This is a genomic window from Pseudomonas protegens (assembly GCF_003363755.1).
In the GTDB taxonomy this organism is placed as follows: domain Bacteria; phylum Pseudomonadota; class Gammaproteobacteria; order Pseudomonadales; family Pseudomonadaceae; genus Aquipseudomonas; species Aquipseudomonas danubii.
In genome coordinates this window covers 940,076-958,149 of record NZ_CP031396.1, presented here as the reverse complement: position 1 = coordinate 958,149, position 18,074 = coordinate 940,076, and the positions used below count along the sequence as shown (strand labels likewise).

Annotated in this window: 16 protein-coding genes; 4 read left to right on the top strand and 12 right to left on the bottom strand. The window is 62.9% G+C overall.

The window, feature by feature from the left end; genetic code table 11:
• Positions 1–9: 9 nt before the first annotated feature.
• Positions 10–633, bottom strand: a complete 624-nt coding sequence (locus DWF74_RS04010) for a response regulator transcription factor (RefSeq protein WP_102864861.1) — start codon at positions 631–633, stop codon at positions 10–12.
• Between the two features lie 335 nt (positions 634–968).
• Here DWF74_RS04010 and DWF74_RS04005 point away from each other — a divergent pair, with 335 nt between their 5' ends.
• Complete coding sequence (locus DWF74_RS04005) at positions 969–1,928, top strand: fimbrial protein (RefSeq protein WP_162884068.1); 960 nt, start codon at positions 969–971, stop codon at positions 1,926–1,928.
• Between the two features lie 146 nt (positions 1,929–2,074).
• A complete protein-coding gene (locus DWF74_RS04000; protein ID WP_115580401.1) occupies positions 2,075–3,304 on the top strand; it encodes an EAL domain-containing protein in 1,230 nt (409 codons plus the stop codon).
• 22 nt (positions 3,305–3,326) lie between these two features.
• On the opposite strand, the gene DWF74_RS03995 is transcribed toward DWF74_RS04000, so the two are convergent.
• Positions 3,327–3,953: a response regulator transcription factor gene (locus DWF74_RS03995; RefSeq protein WP_115580400.1), complete on the bottom strand. Its 627-nt coding sequence runs from the start codon at positions 3,951–3,953 to the stop codon at positions 3,327–3,329.
• Positions 3,954–4,334: 381 nt separating this feature from the next.
• The gene (locus DWF74_RS03990; protein WP_102864865.1) at positions 4,335–4,808 is read right to left on the bottom strand and encodes a hypothetical protein; all 474 of its coding nucleotides are present in this window, start codon (positions 4,806–4,808) and stop codon (positions 4,335–4,337) included.
• Between the two features lie 200 nt (positions 4,809–5,008).
• Here DWF74_RS03990 and DWF74_RS03985 point away from each other — a divergent pair, with 200 nt between their 5' ends.
• Entirely contained in the window at positions 5,009–5,914 is a 906-nt protein-coding gene (locus DWF74_RS03985; RefSeq protein WP_102864866.1) for a LysR family transcriptional regulator, read from the top strand.
• Positions 5,915–6,644: 730 nt separating this feature from the next.
• Here DWF74_RS03985 and DWF74_RS03980 read toward each other — a convergent pair.
• The 9 genes from DWF74_RS03980 to DWF74_RS03940 all read right to left on the bottom strand — a co-directional run bounded on the left by DWF74_RS03980 (position 6,645) and on the right by DWF74_RS03940 (position 16,817).
• The gene (locus DWF74_RS03980) at positions 6,645–8,003 is read right to left on the bottom strand and encodes an OprD family outer membrane porin (protein WP_115580399.1); all 1,359 of its coding nucleotides are present in this window, start codon (positions 8,001–8,003) and stop codon (positions 6,645–6,647) included.
• A gap of 116 nt (positions 8,004–8,119) precedes the next feature.
• A complete protein-coding gene (locus tag DWF74_RS03975) occupies positions 8,120–9,469 on the bottom strand; it encodes a citrate-proton symporter (RefSeq protein ID WP_115580398.1) in 1,350 nt (449 codons plus the stop codon).
• An 87-nt stretch (positions 9,470–9,556) separates the two neighbouring features.
• Positions 9,557–10,951 carry an amidase gene (locus tag DWF74_RS03970; protein ID WP_115580397.1) on the bottom strand — a complete coding sequence of 465 codons (1,395 nt, stop codon included), beginning with the start codon at positions 10,949–10,951 and terminating at the stop codon, positions 9,557–9,559.
• 259 nt (positions 10,952–11,210) lie between these two features.
• Positions 11,211–11,480: a hypothetical protein gene (locus DWF74_RS03965; protein ID WP_102864870.1), complete on the bottom strand. Its 270-nt coding sequence runs from the start codon at positions 11,478–11,480 to the stop codon at positions 11,211–11,213.
• Between the two features lie 389 nt (positions 11,481–11,869).
• Positions 11,870–12,631, bottom strand: coding sequence for a hypothetical protein (locus DWF74_RS03960; RefSeq protein WP_115580396.1), 762 nt, complete (start codon positions 12,629–12,631; stop codon positions 11,870–11,872).
• A gap of 136 nt (positions 12,632–12,767) precedes the next feature.
• Positions 12,768–13,658, bottom strand: a complete 891-nt coding sequence (locus tag DWF74_RS03955; RefSeq protein WP_115580395.1) for a phosphotransferase family protein — start codon at positions 13,656–13,658, stop codon at positions 12,768–12,770.
• A 105-nt stretch (positions 13,659–13,763) separates the two neighbouring features.
• Positions 13,764–15,482, bottom strand: coding sequence for a hydrogenase maturation protein (locus DWF74_RS03950; protein ID WP_115580394.1), 1,719 nt, complete (start codon positions 15,480–15,482; stop codon positions 13,764–13,766).
• A 259-nt stretch (positions 15,483–15,741) separates the two neighbouring features.
• Positions 15,742–16,056 (bottom strand): SCP2 sterol-binding domain-containing protein, encoded by a 315-nt coding sequence (locus DWF74_RS03945; protein ID WP_011061945.1) that lies wholly within the window; start codon positions 16,054–16,056, stop codon positions 15,742–15,744.
• A 50-nt stretch (positions 16,057–16,106) separates the two neighbouring features.
• Positions 16,107–16,817: a histidine phosphatase family protein gene (locus DWF74_RS03940; RefSeq protein ID WP_102864874.1), complete on the bottom strand. Its 711-nt coding sequence runs from the start codon at positions 16,815–16,817 to the stop codon at positions 16,107–16,109.
• 203 nt (positions 16,818–17,020) lie between these two features.
• Here DWF74_RS03940 and sohB point away from each other — a divergent pair, with 203 nt between their 5' ends.
• A complete protein-coding gene (sohB, locus tag DWF74_RS03935; protein WP_102864875.1) occupies positions 17,021–18,046 on the top strand; it encodes a protease SohB in 1,026 nt (341 codons plus the stop codon).
• The last annotated feature ends 28 nt before the right edge of the window (positions 18,047–18,074 follow it).

Below are 18,074 nucleotides of genomic sequence, written 5' to 3'. Positions count from 1 at the left end.
GGGCGCAGGTCAAAGCAGATTCATTTCTTTGGCTATGCCGGCCAGCTCTATGGTAGTGCGTACCCCCAACTTGCGAAGAATGTTGATCTTGTGTCCGCTGACCGTCTTGTTGCTCAAGTGCAGGCGTTCACCGATGGCCACATTACTCAGTCCCTGGACCAGTAGTTGCAAAACGATGATTTCCTTATTGGTGAGTCTCTGCGAAGCCGACTCGTTGTTCTGGCCGTGTTCCATGTAATGGGCCAGTACTTCCTTGGGGAAGTAAAGATAACCGTCATTGATGGTGTTGAGCCCCTTCACCAGTTCATCCATGTTGGCGCTCTTGTTGATGAAGCCCAGGGCTCCGGCTTGCATGCAGCGGGCCGCATAAGTGCTGGCCAATTGCGAGGTGAAGACCAGGGTCTTGATCTTGAGGTTTTCCGAGTGGATGCGTTGCAGCACCGACAGCCCGTCCAGGCTATCGAGGCCGATATCCAGCAGCAGGTACTCCGGGGCCAGGCTGCGGATCTTGGCGAGGGCGTCCAGGCCATCGGTTGATTCGGCAACGACCTGATAGCCATGTTGCTCCAGCGTGACTCTGATTGCCCCGCAGATAATCGGGTGATCATCCACGATCAGTACGGTTCTCGTCATGGTTTCCTCATTCTGATTCTTACTTGGAGAGTGTTTATAGCGGTATAGGATAAAGCTCCGGTTTAACATCCGAATTATACCTGCGCACCCTCTTGGACGGTTCTAAAGAGCAGTGCGCTGACGGACTTTTAAGGATGTTCTTGGTTTTCTACAAGAAGCTTCTTGGATTTTTTGGCGGGTGCTTTTGTTAGCCTGTTGACTCTTTTAGTTGTGCTGGAAAAGAGCATCAGAGGCAGTTAATGCACGGTCGATTATTGTTTTTGCTTTGTTGCATAAGTGGCGGCGCCTGGGCCGATTGCACCGGTGGTGATACTGAAAAGTATCTGGACTTCGACATGGGCACTCAGTATGTGCCCCGTGATGCGCCCATCGGTTCGGTGATCGGCACGGCCAATGCCAGTTTCACTTACAAGCACTCCAGCGAGATTGAATGTCGCCATGGCGATCTGTGGGAGACTCGACTCAATGCCTGGCCCAGAGTGACGGGCATCACCCTGCCACCGTTCACGGGGCTGGATTTGAGCAAGGCCACCATCCTCAAGACCAATGTGCCCGGCGTCGGCGTGGTGATCAGTGCCCCCGGTCGCAGCATGACGCACTGGATCAACGTCAGCGGGGCACATCCTTTGGTCCCGTTCAAACTGAGCAATACCCAGGCCTTGCGTATCGTTGATCCGGTGGAAACCCGCTTCACCCTGATCAAAGTCAGCAATGATATTCCCATGGGCAGCTCGCAGGTCAGTAACAGTCAATCGGCAGTGGCGTTCTGGTCTGGCAACCGCCGTTTCCACAGCGTGTTCCTGCTCGCCACTGTGGTGCGCTCGGAGTGCTCCTTGGCCGGCGGCGCCAACACCTACCTCGAAGTGCCCATGGGCGAGGTCATGCGTCGCCAGTTCAACGGCAAGGACAGCCACATGGACAGCAAGGATGTGGTCATTCCCCTGACCAACTGTACGGCGGGCACCTACCCGACGGATCAGGGCTGGAACTACTACCAGAACGCCAACGCCCACCTGCGCCTGGAGGGCGTCCAGGGTTCGGCGATCCTCGACGCCCATCGGGGCATTCTCGGCCTGACGTCGGACTCCACCGCCAAGGGCGTGGCGGTGCAGGTCCTGCGCAAGGATGGCGTCACCCCCTTGACCCTGGGGCAGGAGGTATCGATGGCCCGTCTCAGCGGCAGCCAAATGAACATCGAACTCAAGGCCCGCTACATCCAGACCTCCGATTCGGCGGCAGGCCCCGAGCCGGGCAAGGCCAATGCCCGGGCGGCCTTTACCCTGACCTACAAGTAACCGCAGCGACTGGTCACACCCGCCCCTGGGGGGCGGTGGGGCCGGCAAGGGCATGAACTCGGAAAGCTCTTGCTCCGATTCAGGAAGCGTCCTGAGTTCAAGCGAAGCTGTTTTGGATAGGATGATTTTTTTCCGGAGCTGTCTTGATGTCGACGTTGAGCGTACTGCTGTTGTGTTCGAACGCTTTTCGGGTTCGACGCCTTTCAAGAATACTCACAGCCTCCGGGGTTGCCCGGGTTCAGGTGATCGGTCAGGAAAGCCAATGGGCGCAGTTCCCGCCCGAGCTGGATGAACTGGACCTGGTGATCTGCGATTCCCTGCAGTCGCTGACGGCCATCTACTACCTGCGCCGGCTCTGCGAGCACTACGGCTTTTTCTCGATGATCGAATGCGAGGCCCTGGATGCGCCCATCCGCTGGGGGCTGGCGAATTTCCGCGCACATTCGGGCAAGTACTGCGCCGGCAGCTACAGCGACCTGGACACCACGCAGATCAGCGGCTTGCTGCTCAAGGCCCTGACCGTCAAGCGCGCGGTGCACAAGCACACCCTGGCCGCGCCGAAACGCCCTCCCGCCAGCAACGACTGGGTGGCGCAACGGGATGTGTTTCAGGCCCTGGCCGCGCAGCAGTTCATTCCCTACTTCCAGCCTCAGGTGTGCCTGCGCACCCGACGCATCACCGGTGTCGAGGTCCTGGCCCGCTGGCAGCATCCCGACAAGGGCGTGCTGGGGCCGCAATTCTTCCTCGACCTGTTCGACAGTCCGTCGCGGCATCGCCAGTTGTTCGAGTGCCTGGTGCACCAGGGGCTGCAGGTGCAACGGCAATTGCAGGGCACGCCGGGCGGCGAGGCCCTGGTGTTTTCCTACAACATCGAGGCCAGTCAATTGACCGACCCCGAGTTTGCCGCCCGGGTGTTGCAGCAGATCGACGCCGCCGGGGTGCCCAAGACTCAGGTCACCCTGGAGATCACCGAGCGCCAGGCCCTGACCCTGGACATGCAGAGCATCGAGAACATCAGCGTTCTGCTCAACAGCGGGGTACGCCTGTCCCTCGACGACTTTGGCACCGGGCATTCGTCGATCATGCGTCTGGCGGACATTCCCTTCGGCCAGATCAAGCTCGACTCGGGCTTTGTCGCCAGTGCCCTGGGGCACAAGGAAACCCGGATCATCGAGGCCCTGGTGGGGCTGGCCCGTTCGCTCGACCTGGAGTTGGTGGCCGAGGGCATCGAAACCGAGAAGCAGCGCCGGCATCTGCAGCGCCTGGGAATCGATGCGGCTCAGGGTTATCTGTTCCACAGGCCGATGAAGGGGGCGGCGCTGGCCCGGCTGCTGGCCACGGACAGCCCGCCGCTGCGGCTGATCCGTCAGGGCTAGTGCCACTGCGGGCCGGCACCGCTCACAGCAGGTCCATCTCCTTGGCGATGGTGGCCAGTTCGATGGTGGTGCGCACCCCGAGTTTCTTCAGCACATTGATCTTGTGCCCGCTGATGGTCTTGTTGCTCAGGTTGAGCTTGCTGGCGATTTCCAGGTTGCTGTAGCCGCTGGCCAGCAATTGCAGGATCACCAGTTCCTTGTTGGTCAGGTTGTTCAGTGCGTCATTGGCGGCGTGGCCGATTCCCCGGTACATCTCCAGGACTTCCTTGGGGAAATACAGATAGCCGTCGGCCAGGGCATTCAGGCCCTTGACCAGTTCCTGCAGGCCGGCGCTCTTGCTGATGAAACCCATGGCCCCGGCCTGCATGCAGCGCACGCCGTAGGTGCTGGCGCGATTGGCGGTGAATACCAGGGTCTTGACCTCCAGTTGGTCCAATGCAATGCGTTGCAGGACCGATAGCCCATCCAGGTTGTCCAGGGAAATGTCCAGCAGCATGTAGTCCGGACGCAGCTTGTGAATCTTGTCCAGTGCGTCGAAGCCGTCGGAGGACTCGCCGATGGGCTTGTAGCCGTTCTCTTCAAGCAGCTCGCTGACCGCGGCGCAGATGATGGGATGGTCGTCGACGATAAGCACGCGTCTTTTTTTCATGGGGTCCTCGGAAGAAACCCTGGTCAGAGCTGTTAGGGCTCGTTGCGTAAAATGGGTCACTCGGCAGTCACTGCTTTTATTGTGGAAGTCATAGGCCCGATGACTCTTTTGCATGGGGTCAACGATGTTTTGCAGGGTCGCGGAGACCGCGGCGTAACCCCAAGAGAGTGAAGGCTTGGTAAACAGCGCAAGCATGTTAGTTCAGAAAAACGGGCAAAAGATTCGCGCAAGAAGCGACTGGTAAATATCCAAGACGCTTCTTGCCAGGGCGCGCGCGCAGTCTGTGAGCGCTGTACTCAAGTGGGAAGTTTGCGCAGTGTCCTCAGCCGCTCGGGGCTGAGGCTGGCGGGGCGGCAGGTCCTGGGCGCCGTTCAGTAGCTATTACGGCGCCTTGAGCATCACATAGGCTTCACCGCCACGGCGATCGTGCATGAGGATGAAGGTCTGCCCGTCGAGGGTGATCTTGGTCGGCACGCTCTGTGCCAGCGGGGTGCTGGAGAACTTGCCGGCCATGCTCAGAAACTGCTGGGTCAGCGAGCTGTCGTTCTGGCTCGGGGTGGTGATCGCGCATTCCTTGCCGGCCTGGACCTGGACCCCCAGGGTCTGGTCCTCGTTCATGCCCATCTTGGCGAAGCCGGCATCGGTGAGTTCAAGAATGCCATGGGCCCGGGCGGCGGTTTCGGCACCGGCGAAGGACGGCGCGGATTTCAGGCAGATATCGCGAAAGGCCAGGATGCCGGCGGAGGTGATGGTGGGTTCCTGCCTGATTTCCCGGGTCACGCTGGAGCAGGCGCCGAGCAGCGCCAGAGCGGCGAGAAGTGAGGCTAGGGATGCGGTGCGGGGCAGAGTGTTCATGGAAAATCCTTGCAAACGGGCCGGCCAGGGCGCGGGGAATGGTGCTTGCCGAAGGAGGCGTCGGCGCTCTAGCAGGTTAGGCAGGGGCACCGTGCAGATCAATCTTTTGTGTGACATCCGCGGAGTCAGGAGCGATTGGCCAAGGGCTGGCGCAGTAATTGCGTGCCTGCTGGATCCGTTCAGCGAGGGGGCCTGTGGCCATGCAGTTACGAGCGTTGCGTTACTTCCACGAGGTGGCCCGGTGTGCCTCCCTGCGTCAGGCGGCCGAGCGCCTGTACGTGACGCCTACCGCCGTGAGCCGGCAGATCGAGCAGTTGGAGCACTTCTTTGGCACTGCGCTGATCGAGCGCGGCCCGCGGGGCATCCGCCTGACGGTGGAAGGCGAGTGCCTGGCCGAGCAGGTCAGCTCGACCTTGCGCGGCTTCGATCAGGTGCGCGACGTGATCGCCAGTCGCCAGAGCCAGGTAGCGGGTAACGTCAGCATCCATGTGTCGGAAAGTATCGTTTCCAGCGTGCTGGCGCCGGTGCTTGCGGCGTTCAACCGGGCCCATCCGAAAGTCACCTTCAACATCGTCATCGCCAGTGCCGGCGCCACCCTGGATGCCCTGTGCAGCGGCGAGGCCGATCTGGGCCTGGCCTTCTACCTGCCGGAGCGGGCCGAGGTGGACGTGACCGCCCATTGCCAGTTGTGGCACCGGGTGCTGGTCAGCGCCGAGCACCCGTTTGCCCAGTGTCCGAGCATTCGCCTGGCGGACCTGCAGGGCCAGCCCCTGGCGATTCCCGATTCGGCCTACGGCGTGCGCCAGGCCCTGGAAGGGGCGGCGAAGAAGCGCGGGGTGAGCATTCTGCCGGTGTTCACCACCAGTTCCCTGGAGGTGCAGAAAAGCCTGGCCCGCCAGCGCGCGGCGGTGCTGATCCTGCCCCAGGTGGATGCCGAGGCCCGGGACTTGGGGGATGGCCTGGTGGCGGTGCCGATCGACGACGAGTCCCTGGAGCGGATCCGCGTCGACCTGTGCGTGGTGCGCAACCGCCCCCTGTCGGTGGCCACCCTGAAATGCCAGGAAATGCTTGCCCGCGCAATGCAGCACTACGCCCTGGTCGATTGAGGTCCTGCATACATGACCCTGTAGCCGCTGCCGAGCCTGTGGCGAGGCTGCGACAAGGCCCGCAGGACCTTGCCTGGCGATCACCTGCCGCCCGCCCGGGCGGACTTGAAATCGTTGCGTCTGCTGCGCAGCCTGCGGCAGCGGCTACACGATCGCTCAGGTGTGGCTGTAGCCGCTGCCGAGCCCGTGGCGAGGCTGCGACAAGGTCCGCAGGACCTTGCCTGGCGATCACCTGCCGACCACCCCGGGCGGACTTGACATCGTTGCGTCTGCTGCGCAGCCGTACGCAGCCTGCGGCAGCGGCTACACGATCGTTCAGGTTTGGCTGTAGCCGCTGCCGAGCCTGTGGCGAGGCTGCGACAAGGTCCGCAGAACCTTGCCTGGCGATCACCTGCCGCCCGCCCGGGCGGACTTGAAATCGTTGCGTCTGCTGCGCAGCCGTACGCAGCCTGCGGCAGCGGCTACACAATCGCCCAGGTGTGGCTGTAGCCGCTGCCGAGCCCGTGGCGAGGCTGCGACAAGGCCCGCAGGACCTTGCCTGGCGATCACCTGGCGACCACCCGGGCGGACTTGCAATCGTTGCGTCTGCTGCGCAGCCGTACGCAGCCTGCGGCAGCGGCTACACGATCGCCCAGGGGTGGCTGTAGCCGCTGCCGAGCCTGTGGCGAGGCTGCGACAAGGTCCGCAGGACCTTGCCTGGCGATCTCTCGCCATCGCACCGCCCCATTTCTCAGAACAACTTGAACGGAAAGTTGCCCACCAGGCGGAACTCGTCATAGCTGCCGTCGATCTGGCCGCCGCTGGCGCGGTGGTTGTAGACGATGGTGCGCAGCACTGCATCCTTGAGCCGCCCGGATTGCACCACATACGCCAGCATCAGGCCGTTTTCGTCGTGCTTGGCGCCGTCCAGGCCGCGCACGTTGTAGCCGCGGTTGCGGCCGTTGCGATCACCGTCGTAGTGCGTGCCATCGATGTCCCAGCCCTTGGCGTGCCACAGGCTGGCGCTCAGCCCGGGCACGCCGTAGGCGGCAAAATCCAGGTCGTAGCGCAGCTGCCAGGACTTTTCATTGGGGCCGTTGTAGTCCGAGTACAGGGAGTTGGCCATGTAGTTGCCGGTGGACTCCCAGACATAGTCGAAGTACTCGTTGCCGAACACTTGCTGCCAGGCCAGGGTCAGGCTGTGGGCCTGATGGCTGCCGGTCAGCGCCAGACTCAAGGCGTCGTTGTCGATGTAGCCCAGGCGCTGCTGGCCCTGGTCCCGGGTGTGGTAGTAGTTGAACGCGGTCTTCAGCGCCAGCTGGCTTTTGTCCCCGGCGCGGTGGGTCAGGCCCAGGTAGTACTGGTCCCACATGTTCTCGAAGCGCGAGGCGTAGAGGCTGCCTTCCAGGCCCGGGCCGGGTTTCACGGTGGCCCCCAGGTAGCTGATGCGCTCACCGCTGTAGGCGCGGTTGCCGAAGGTGGTGGTCAGGCGCTCGCTGCCGGTGCCGGTGCGCGGGATGGCCCGGTCGAAACTGCCGGCCTGCAGCGCCATCCAGTCGGTCTCGTTGCTGTACAGGCCCACGCCCTGAAAGCTTGAGGGCAGGGCGCGGTTGTCCTTGAAACGCAGCACCGGGTTGTCGGTCATCAGGCGCCCGGCCTTGAGCTCGGTGTTGGACAGGCGCAAACGCACATCGCCGATGCCCAGGCGGCTCCAGGTGGGCAGGGCGTCGCCGTCGCTGTCCACCAGCACCCGGTCGCCGCCATTGGCCACCCGGCCATGACCGCGCTCCAGGTTCACCGCGCTGAACAGCGCGGCATCCACGCCCAGGCCGATCAGCCCCTGGGTGTAGCCCGAGCTGTACTTGAGCATGCCGGTCTGTACCCAGGTTTCCCGCACCCGGGTGCGTTCGATGCCGTCGGGCTTCTTGATGCTCAGGTAGGTGTCGCGCTGGGTGTGCTGGTTGGAATAGTAGTGGCGCAGGTTGAGGTCCAGGTGGCTGCCCTGGAGGAACCCCGGCGCCTGGTCCTGCTGGCTCGGGCGCGGGTTGTCCTGGGCGATGACGGCGCTACTGGCCGCCAGTGCCAGGGTGAACAGTACGGGCTGTTGCATGGTGCTTCCCCACAAATCAAAGGCGTCGGTCCTCCGCCCGACCGCGGTCATGCGCGGCCGGCAGGGTAGAGAAAAACGCGGTGCCGTAAAAGGGTGTCGGGCCGTGAGGCGAATGCTCAGCGGGCGCGGGCTTCTGCGAGCCGTTGGCCGGGGTGGCTGCGCCCGGGTGCCTGCGGGCGGGTTTCCTTGGCGAACCAGGCCGCAGTCAGGCACACCAGGTTGGCCACCAGCAGGTAGCCCACCGGCGACATCGGGTTGCCGGTGGTGCCGATCAGCCAGGTGATGATGATCTGCGCGGTGCCGCCGAAGGCCGCCACGCCAAAGGCGTAGACGATGGAGAAACCGGTGGAGCGCACCGCCTTGGGAAAGCTCTCCACCAGCAGCACGATCAGCGCCGCGCCGCTCATGCCGTGCAGGCCGGAGAGCACCGCCAGGGTCAGCAGGAAAGTCGTCGGGCTGGGATGCTCGGTCATCAACTGCAACGCCGGGAACAGCACCAGCAACAGCACCACTCTTGGCGCCATGAGGATGGTGCGGCGGCCGAAACGGTCGCAGAGCATGCCGCCGGCAATCGCGCACACCGCCATGGCCGCGCCGGCCACCAGGGTCGAGAGCATGGAGATGCTGGTGGGCAGCTTGAGCTCGGTGAGGGCGAAGGTGGTCATGTAGTTGATGAAGTACTGGGTGATGGTGCTGCCGGAGAGAATCAGCAACCCCAGCACCAGGGCCCGGCGGTGCTCGCCGAACACCTGGCGCACCAGGCTGCCGGTGCTGGCCTCTTCGCCCTGGCCGTGGAAGGTTTCCGCCAGGTTGCGGCGAATGTAGATGCCGATCGGCAGCACCAGCAGGCCGAACACGAAGGGCACGCGCCAGCCCCAGCTGTTGAGGTCCTCGGGGGACAGCACCTGGGTCAGGGTGTAGCCCACGGTGCCGGCGGCCATGGCGGCCACGCCCTGGGCCACCACCTGCCAGCAGGCGTAGGTGCCGCGCTTGTGCGGCGGCGCGGCTTCGAGGATGTAGGTGGTGGCGGGGCCGGCCTCGCCGCCCCAGGCCAGGCCCTGGATCAGCCGGGTGATTACCAGCAGGATCGGCGCGGCGATGCCGATGCTCTCGTAGCTGGGCAGGATGGCGATGCTGCCGGTACCCACGGCCATCATCACCAGGGTCAGGAGCATCGCCGGCTTGCGTCCGACGCGGTCGGCGTAGGCACCGATCAGCACCGCCCCCAGGGGCCGCACGATAAAGCCGACGCCGAAGGCGGTGACCGACAGCATCAGGCTGACGAAGGCACTGTCGGAGGGAAAGAAGGTGTGGCCGATCATCACCGCGAAGGTGGCGTAGACCCCGAAATCGAAGAACTCCACGGCGTTGCCGAGGATCACCGCGAACACGCTGCGCTTGCCCCCCGCCGCGCTGGGCGTTTCGGGCTCGGGTGTGGCGGATGGATTGGACGCTTGGCTGTGCATACTGGCCCCTCGAATTTTTATTCATAGGTTGCCCAGGCCCCGGGCAGCAAGGCCCGGAGCTGGGGTGAAGGTGGCAGTTTCGGTGTGTCAGTGAGACGGCGGATTCGGCCAGCTGTGGATTGCTCCGCGCCAGCTCTCATAGGTCTTGGCCACTTGCAGCAGCCATTGATCGGCAAAGCGCGGGGCGATCATCTGCAGGCCGATGGGCAGGCCATCGGCGGCGAAACCGCAGTTGATCGACAGCGCCGGTTGTTCGCCCATGTTCCAGGGCAGGGTGAAGACGATGTGCTCGAACGGTTGCTGCGGGTCGTTGCTCGGCGACGGCCACTGCGCGGGAAAACTGTTGACCTGGTTGGTCGGCGACAGCACCAGGTCGAACTCGCTGAACACCTGGGCGGCGCGGCGGCGCATCTCGAAGGTCTGGTTGAAGCCCTGCACCGCCTCGACCCCGGACAGTTCGGCGCCCGGCGCCGCCCAGTCGCGGATATAGGGCAGCACCTTGGCAAACTGCTCGGCGCCCAGGGCCGAGAGTTCCGCCCATTGCCGGGCGCGCCAGAAGCGGTCCAGGCCGTCCAGTTGCGCGCGATCCATGATCGGCGCCAGGGTGCGCACTTGGGCGCCGTGGCTTTCGAACCATTTCGCGGCGCGCTCCACCGCCTCACAGACAAAACCTTCCGGCTGCAGCCCGGCGCCGGGCTCCAGCATCAGGCCGATCTTCAGGCCGTTGACCGACACCGGTTCATCGCTCCAGTCGCCGGTCAAGGGCGGCAGGCTGGTGGCGTCGCGGGCGTCGGGCTTGGCCAGGTAGCGCATCAGCAGCACCGTGTCCTCGACACTGCGGGTCATGGGCCCGGCGCAACGCCCGGTGTAGTACGGATCGATGGGAATCCGCCCCAGGGTCGGCTTGAACCCCACCAGAGCGCACCAGGCGGCCGGCAGGCGCACCGAGCCGCCGATGTCGGTGCCAATGTGCAGCGGCCCGTAACCGGCCGCGGCGGCCGCAGCGGCGCCGGAACTGGAGCCGCCGGTATTGCAGGCAGTGTTCCAGGGATTGCGAGTAATGCCGTGGAAGCTCGACAGCCCCGAGGACAACATGCCGAAATCCGGCACCGTGGTCTTGGCCAGGATGATCGCCCCGGCCTCACGCATCCGCGCGGCCGGTGGCGCATCCTGCAGGGCCGGCTTCAGGGTGGTGGCCGCGCTGCCCAGGGGAATCGGCGTGCCTTGGGTGGCGATCAGTTCCTTGATCGTCACTGGAATCCCGTCCAGCGGGCCGTTGGGGGCGCCCTTGTTCCAGCGCTCGGTGGCGGCCCGGGCCAGCAGGCGTACCTGCTCCGGATCGAAGGCATAGAGCGCCCGGATATGCGGCTCCCAGCGCCCGATATGGGCCAGCAGATGGTCGTAGTAGTCCAGGGGCGAGAGCTGGCGGCTGGCGAACTGCGCCAGCAACTGGGCGGTGGATAGATCGTGCAAATCAGTCATCGAACGCATCCTTGTGTCGGGCGTCAGTCGGGTTGCTGATGACCCGACTGTAGCGCTTGCACCTTAGCCCAACCATCACAAAGGACGCAGCGTGGTGTTGCGTTTTTGTGAGCACTGCGGCGGCGTATTGCTCGGCCTGATTGGAATGCGGCCTCACCCAATCGAGACGTTCTGTGGGAGCGGGCTTGCCTGCGAAGGGGGCCGAAAGGTCTACACATGGCTCCCGCTCCTCTTCGCCGGCAAGCCCGCTCCTACCGGTTCAGCGGGTCTGCGCTTGCAGCTGGCGGCCCAGCACATCCAGCACATCGCAGCCATCGCGCAGCGGGATGGCGCAGATCAGCGCCAGCTCTTGCAGCACCACCGCATCGCCGGGGATGTCGGGGCGGGTGGCGAAGTTTTCCAGCAGTTGAGTGACGGCGCGGATGCGATAGGCGGCTGCTTCGTACAGCACATCGGCAGGGGCCTGGGTATCGATCAGCAGGGAAGGAATGGTGCAGTCGTGGCCGGTGATCGGCATGTAGCGATTCATGAGTCCAACTCCATTCAGGGGTGAGCGCTGTCACTCAATCGTCGCCAAACAAAAGGGTGGCAGCTGTACGCGGGTTGGCGAGCCGGGAATGGAAGAACCGACAGACCCGAAGGTCTCCCGCGCACAGCCGCCATCAAGCGGTCATGCGATAACAAAAGCCCTGACCAATCTGCCAGCGCCTCGCTTTGTTCCATTCACAGGGTCGCCAAACCCGTTCGTCATCAGGACGACCCGGGACTATAGGCATGCACTCCAGAACGGGACAAGGCACTGGCAGGACAGGACTTTCTGAGTTTGCTGTAGGACTCAGGAGCGCGAGTGTGGATCAAGCGTGCCGCAGGTTCAATGGCGGGGCTCAGTCGAAGCCGACGCTTGCGCTGTGGCGGGTTTCAGTTCCCTTGCTGCGCCTTCAGTTTTTCCGCGACATCTGACACCACCCAATTCAGCGTGGCGATCGGAACCGTGATCGCCTTGCCATCGGCGTAGAGCGCACAGAAGGATGCCGAGCACTGCATGACCCGGTAAGTGCCCTTATGCCCATCCGGGTCGTTGACGGTCACTTGGGGTGAGTCTTTGAAACCGTTTTTCAGATCCTCGGCCGCCGAGTCTTTGCCGATCAGTACAAAGGGGGTGATGGTGATCATCAAGATAAAGGAGATGAAAAACATCGCCACAAACAGGCCGTAGCTGGGGATGAAGATGTACAGCGCACATTTACCTATCTCCTTGAAGAAGGACGGGGCGGCAACGGTGGCCTGCGGTTGCTTGGCGGACTGCTTCTTGTCAGTGATTTTTTTGTTGAACAAGGCGATCAGATAGTTGAGGCCGCCGAACACCAGAATGCTCAGTGCGCAGACGATTGCGGCCCATAGCCAGTGTTGTCCGATGAACTCCAACCCGCCTTTCAGACCGTTGGTCATGGCGTGATACCAGGCCAGAACTGCGTTGACGAAGGTGGTGGAGGTGTCCATTGGAAACATCGAGGTTTCCAGCTGAAAGTAGCCGAGGTAACCATCGTGGTAGGCCTTGCCGTTCAAATAGAAGAACGGAGTGGTGATTGCCAGAATCACCGAGCCGATCATGCCCCAGGCAATCGGGCTTTTACCGGTCTTTTCCTGGGCTTCTTTTGTGTTCTTGACCTTGGCGTTCATCGTCTTTCCTTAGATTTTTCCAATGGTGTCTTCAACTCTGCGATCCGCGCGGGGCGAAATCGTGGCAGCGGCTTTCTTTCTTGCTATCAGGCAAACGGGGGGAAGCTGGGGGCAGCAGGCTGGGATGCGTCGCCTATCAGCAATACCAACGAGGCACATCCCGGGAAAAACCGGCGAAGTCTTCCCAGACCTTTTGTGTGCGTTGCAGGCTGGCGTGGATTTCCTGCTCGCCGAAGGCCATGGCCCAGAGCACGCTGAAGAAGCTATCAAACGCGGCGTAGAAGGCCATGCGGGCGAGAAAAACCGGCTCGGGATGGCCTGCACAATAGCCGTCGATCTGGCCGCGGGCGAAGTCGCTGCTGAGGTTGCAGGAAAACAGCGCCAGCCGATTGAATTCCCGCGCCGGATCTCCGAAACGGCAGCGGTTGAAGTCGATGATCGACAACAGGTCATCGGCGCCGACGATCATGTTGCTCAGGTGATAGTCACCATGGAGAAACACCTGCGGCGCGTCGGCCAGCAGATGAAAGTGCCGCTCGAGAAACTGCAGGAAGTCTTGCTCATGGGCCACCTTGTGGCCACAGCTCCGGTACTGTTCGAGCTTTTTACGGTAGATGGCATGCATCTGCTGTTCGGCGTTTTCAGTGCCTTCAGGCGCAGCAACGCTGTGGATCTGCTGGAGTATTTGACCGGCTTGCAGGCCAAGCTCATAACAGGCGGCGGCGGGCTGCTCGGCAACCCATTGCGCGCCATCCTTGCCTTCAATCCACGACAACAACGAGTAAACCTGGCGTCCTGAATCAAACAGACCGAAGTCCAAGGGTTGGGACATGGCGATGCCCTTTGCCGCCAGATGCTGGGTCCACTGGAACTCGTCGCGTTTGTTGACGTACTGGGATGAATCGTTGGTGCGCAACAGCAGGTGTTGGCCTTGTTCGTCGACGATATGAAAGATTCTATCGCTGGACCAGCCCTGGGTTTGTGCTTCGATACTGCGCCACGTGGCGTGGCCTGGAATGTCTTGCATGCTCGCCTCCTTGCAAACGATTGCCGCCCCTGGGGGCGGCAACAAAAGGCGGCGAATGGTACGTGGCCTGGCGGTGCTTTGAAAGCCTGCCGCTCAGGCGGTGAATCAACCCACCAGGGCGATGTCCTGGGGCTTGGCCCAGGCTTCGATCAGCCGCTCTGGTGTGCAGCAGGTCTTGCGCTTGTAGACGAAGTTGCTGCACTTCTCGGCGAAGCCCTTGCGGTTTTGCACCATGTCCATGTGCATCTCTTCCAGCTCGGCGTTGCGGCAGTGCTGCATCAACTGTGGGTCGGCGTCCAGCTTGCGCTGGCGCAGGTGCTGGTAGCGCGGGTCGGTGAGTACGCCGTTGGCCCGTTGCAGCAGCCACAGGCCGAACTCGTCCGGGCAGCGCGGGCCGATCTCCTGCACCATGCCCATCTGCAGGGCCTGGAGGGCGCTGATGGGCAGGCAGGCTTCGGTCAGTTGCTTGGCCATGGCCTGGCCGACGGCGCGGGGCAGGCTGTAGGTCCAGTACTCGGAGCCGTACAGGCCCATGCTCTTGTAGTGCGGGTTGTAGACGGTGTCGGCGCGGGCCAGGACCACGTCCGCGGCCAGGGCCAGCATCAGGCCGCCAGCGCCGGCATTGCCGGTCAGGCCGCTGACCACCAGTTGGCGGGCGCTGAGCAGTTCCAGGCAGACGTCGTCGATGGCCTGGATGTTGGCCCAGGCTTCCAGGCCCGGCACTTCGGCGGCCTGGATCACATTCAGGTGCACGCCGTTGCTGAAGGCGCCGCGGCCGCCGCGTACCAGCAGCACCTGGGTGTCTCGGGCCTTGGCCCAGCGCAGGGCGCTGACCAGGCGCTGGCATTGCTCAGTGCTCATGGCGCCGTTGTAGAACTCGAAGGTCAGCTCACCGACTCGACCGGACTCGCGGTAGCGGATCGGCTGGTAGGACTCGGTGCTGAACGGGCTGCTGGAGACCGACCAGTCCAGCACCGGTACCTCGGCCAGGCGTTCGCCGAGTACGTGTCGGGCCGGGCGCTTGAAGGTTTCCTCGCCGGGCTGGGGCTTGAGGCGCAGAGAGCCGATCCACAGGCTGTGGTCGCCGCAGGCCACCAGCACCGCATCGTCATGCACCGCCAGCAGTTGCCCGGGCATGCCGGTGCGCGAGTCCAGGTGAGCGTCGTACACGTAGTACTGACCGCCGGCGAGGCTGGCGAGGACGCCGGGCTGGCCGTCAGCGGCGTCGATGCTGCGCTTGATGAACTGCGCGCTGTCGTGCCAGCTGAAGGTGCGGTCGCACTGCTTCATGTTCGGTTGCAGGCGGCCAAGCACTGCGGGGTTGTCGTAGTCCAGAGGGACCGGGGTAAAGCCGTTGCGGAATTTTTCCACCACATCGCGGATGCAATGGATGGCGGCGTCGCTGACCAGGCCGTTGTACAGCTCGGACTTGCGCAGGCCGGTGGGCAGGTTGAATTCGTGGGTCGACCAGATTGGCCCGGCGTCCATTTCTTCCACCGCCTGCAACGCGGTGACACCCCAGCGCTTGAGCTCCTTGCTGATGGCCCAGTCCAGGGCGCTGGCACCACGGTCGCCGACGATGCCTGGGTGAATGATCACCACCGGACGCTTGGCGTTGCTCCACAGCTGCTGCGGTACCCGGTCCTTGAGGAACGGGCAGATCACCAGGTCGGCCTCGGCCTCTTCGATCTGCCGGCAGACCTCTTCTTCACCGGTGAACAGCACCACGCTGGGGCGGTGCCCGGCCTGGCGCAGGTCAAGCCAGGCGCGTTGGGTCAGACCGTTGAAGGCGGTGGACAGCAGGATGATCTTCAGTGATCGCATAAGCAGACTCTTCCGTGAGTGATAGCGGTGTGGCAAAGGGCTCCGGCTGTGCCGTCCCTGGCCGCAATGGAGGCGCAAGAGTAGAGGGGGGGGGCGAGGCACAAACTGACCGAGATCAATCAAGCGTGCGGCCGGAAGACTGAGCTGCCCAGTGGTATTGATCCAGGGCAAAGCGGCGGGCTAGAGGCGTTGCGTGGTGCAGAAACGACAAATCCCGCCACGGGGGCGGGATTTGTCTGCAGCCGGACCTTGCGGGGTCTTAGGCTGGGAACAGCTCGCTCAGCTTCATGGCCAGCATCATGTCGCCTTCGGCGCGCAGTTTGCCGCCCATGAAGGCTTGCATGCCGTCGGTTTCGCCGCTGACGATGCCGTCCAGGGTTTCGCCGTCCATCACCAGGGTGACTTGGGCGTCCGGGTTTTCGCCTTCCTTGAGTTCACAGGTGCTGTCCTTGACGACCAGCGAGAAGTGCTTGGAATCATCGATGCGGAAACCGAAAACCAGGTCCAGGCCGGCAGCGGCAGCTGGGTTGAACTTGGCTTGCATGGCTTGTACGGCGTCAGCTACGGAGGTCATGGTTCGATCCTTTTATGGGTGGTTACAGCAAGGGTCACAGTAAGCCGGGCTCAACGGAAAGTGATGAGCTCCGGAGCCTTCAACAGTTGCAGATGGGCATGACCGTTGAAGGAAGCCAAAGACACCTCGCGCCCGCGGAACTTCAGCTGGTTGAGCGAGGTGTTGACGATTTGCCAATTCAGTTCGAACGCCTGCTGGGCAGGTATCCGGGTGATCAGGTGGAGCAGGGCGGTGATGGTGCCGCCGGAGGTGAACACGGCAATCTTGTGCTGGTTGTCCGCGGCTTCGAGAATCCGCTGCAGGCCGCCCTGGACCCGCTCGACGAAGCCCAGCCAGCTTTCCAGCCCGGGAGGATCGTAGGTGCCGGCCAGCCAGCGCTGGATGATCAGGGCGAAGATGCGTTGGAACTCGGCGCGGTTCTGCGCGGCGTTGCGCAGGATGTTCAGGGCTTCGGGTTCCTGGGGCAACAGGTCGGGGAGCAGGGCGCGGATGATGGCATCGGCGTCGAACTCGTTGAAGGCTGAATCGATTTCCAATGGCGGGTGGTCAAACCCGGCGGCATTCATCTGTTCCATCGCGGCCTGCGCGGTGTGCTGCTGGCGCCGCAGGTCGCCCGACAGGCAGCGATCAAAGCTGATGCCCAGCGCCGCCAGATGCTCACCGAGCACGGCAGCCTGGCGCACGCCGGTGGCAGACAGCACGTCGTAGTCGTCTGCACCGAAAGAGGCTTGGCCATGTCGAATCAAATAGATGCTGCCCACGTCCGTGTCGTCCCGGTACGTTGAAAGTTTTGCGAGGTTATGAGGATGCCAGTGAGCTGTCAATGAAAAAACATACGCTTGTTTGAAATGCTTGTTGGAGCCTCGTAACACGAGGTTTCGCGACTGGTGGCCGACCGGTCGCGCCGGTATGCTTGAGCCCATTGCGCTGCTGGTTGGCAGCGGTTCATGTTTGAGGAGTCCCTGTGGAGTTTTTCGCCGAATACGCCAGTTTTCTGGCCAAGACCGTGACCCTGGTGGTCGCCATCCTGGTGGTGCTGATCACTGCCGCTGCGCTGCGCAGCAAGGGCCGCCGCAAAGGCACCGGGCAGTTGCAGGTCAGCAAGCTGAATGATTTCTACAAGGACCTGCGCGAGCGCCTGGAGCAGAGCCTGCTGGACAAGGATCAGCTCAAGGCCTTGCGCAAGGCCCAGGGCAAGACCGAGAAGAAACAGAAGAAACAACCGGCCGAGGCCAAGCCCCGGGTGTTCGTGCTGGACTTCAATGGCGATATCAAGGCTTCGGCGACCGAAGGCCTGCGCCATGAGATCACCGCCTTGCTGAGCCTGGCCACGCCCAAGGATGAAGTGGTGCTGCGCCTGGAAAGTGGCGGCGGCATGGTGCACAGCTATGGCCTGGCGTCCTCTCAACTGGCGCGTATTCGCCAGGCCGGGGTGCCTTTGACCGTGTGCATCGACAAGGTGGCGGCCAGCGGCGGCTACATGATGGCCTGCATCGGTGAGAAGATTATCAGCGCGCCGTTTGCCATCCTCGGCTCCATCGGCGTGGTGGCCCAGTTGCCCAACGTCAACCGCCTGCTGAAAAAGCACGACATCGATTTTGAAGTGCTCACCGCCGGCGAGTACAAGCGCACCCTGACGGTGTTTGGCGAAAACACCGAGAAGGGCCGGGAGAAGTTCCAGGAAGACCTGGATGTGACCCATCAGTTGTTCAAGAATTTCGTGTCTCGCTATCGCCCGCAATTGGCCATTGATGAAGTGGCCACCGGTGAAGTCTGGTTGGGCGTGGCGGCGCAGGAGAAGCTGCTGGTGGACGAGCTTAAAACCAGCGATGAGTACCTGGCGGACAAAGCCAAGAATGCCGAGGTGTTCCACCTGCACTATGCCGAGCGCAAGAGCTTGCAGGAGCGTGTCGGGCTGGCGGCCAGCGGTTCCATCGACCGCGTGCTGCTGACCTGGTGGAGCCGCCTGACCCAGCAGCGTTTCTGGTAAGCCACCACTTGCAGAAGCCGGCAAGCCG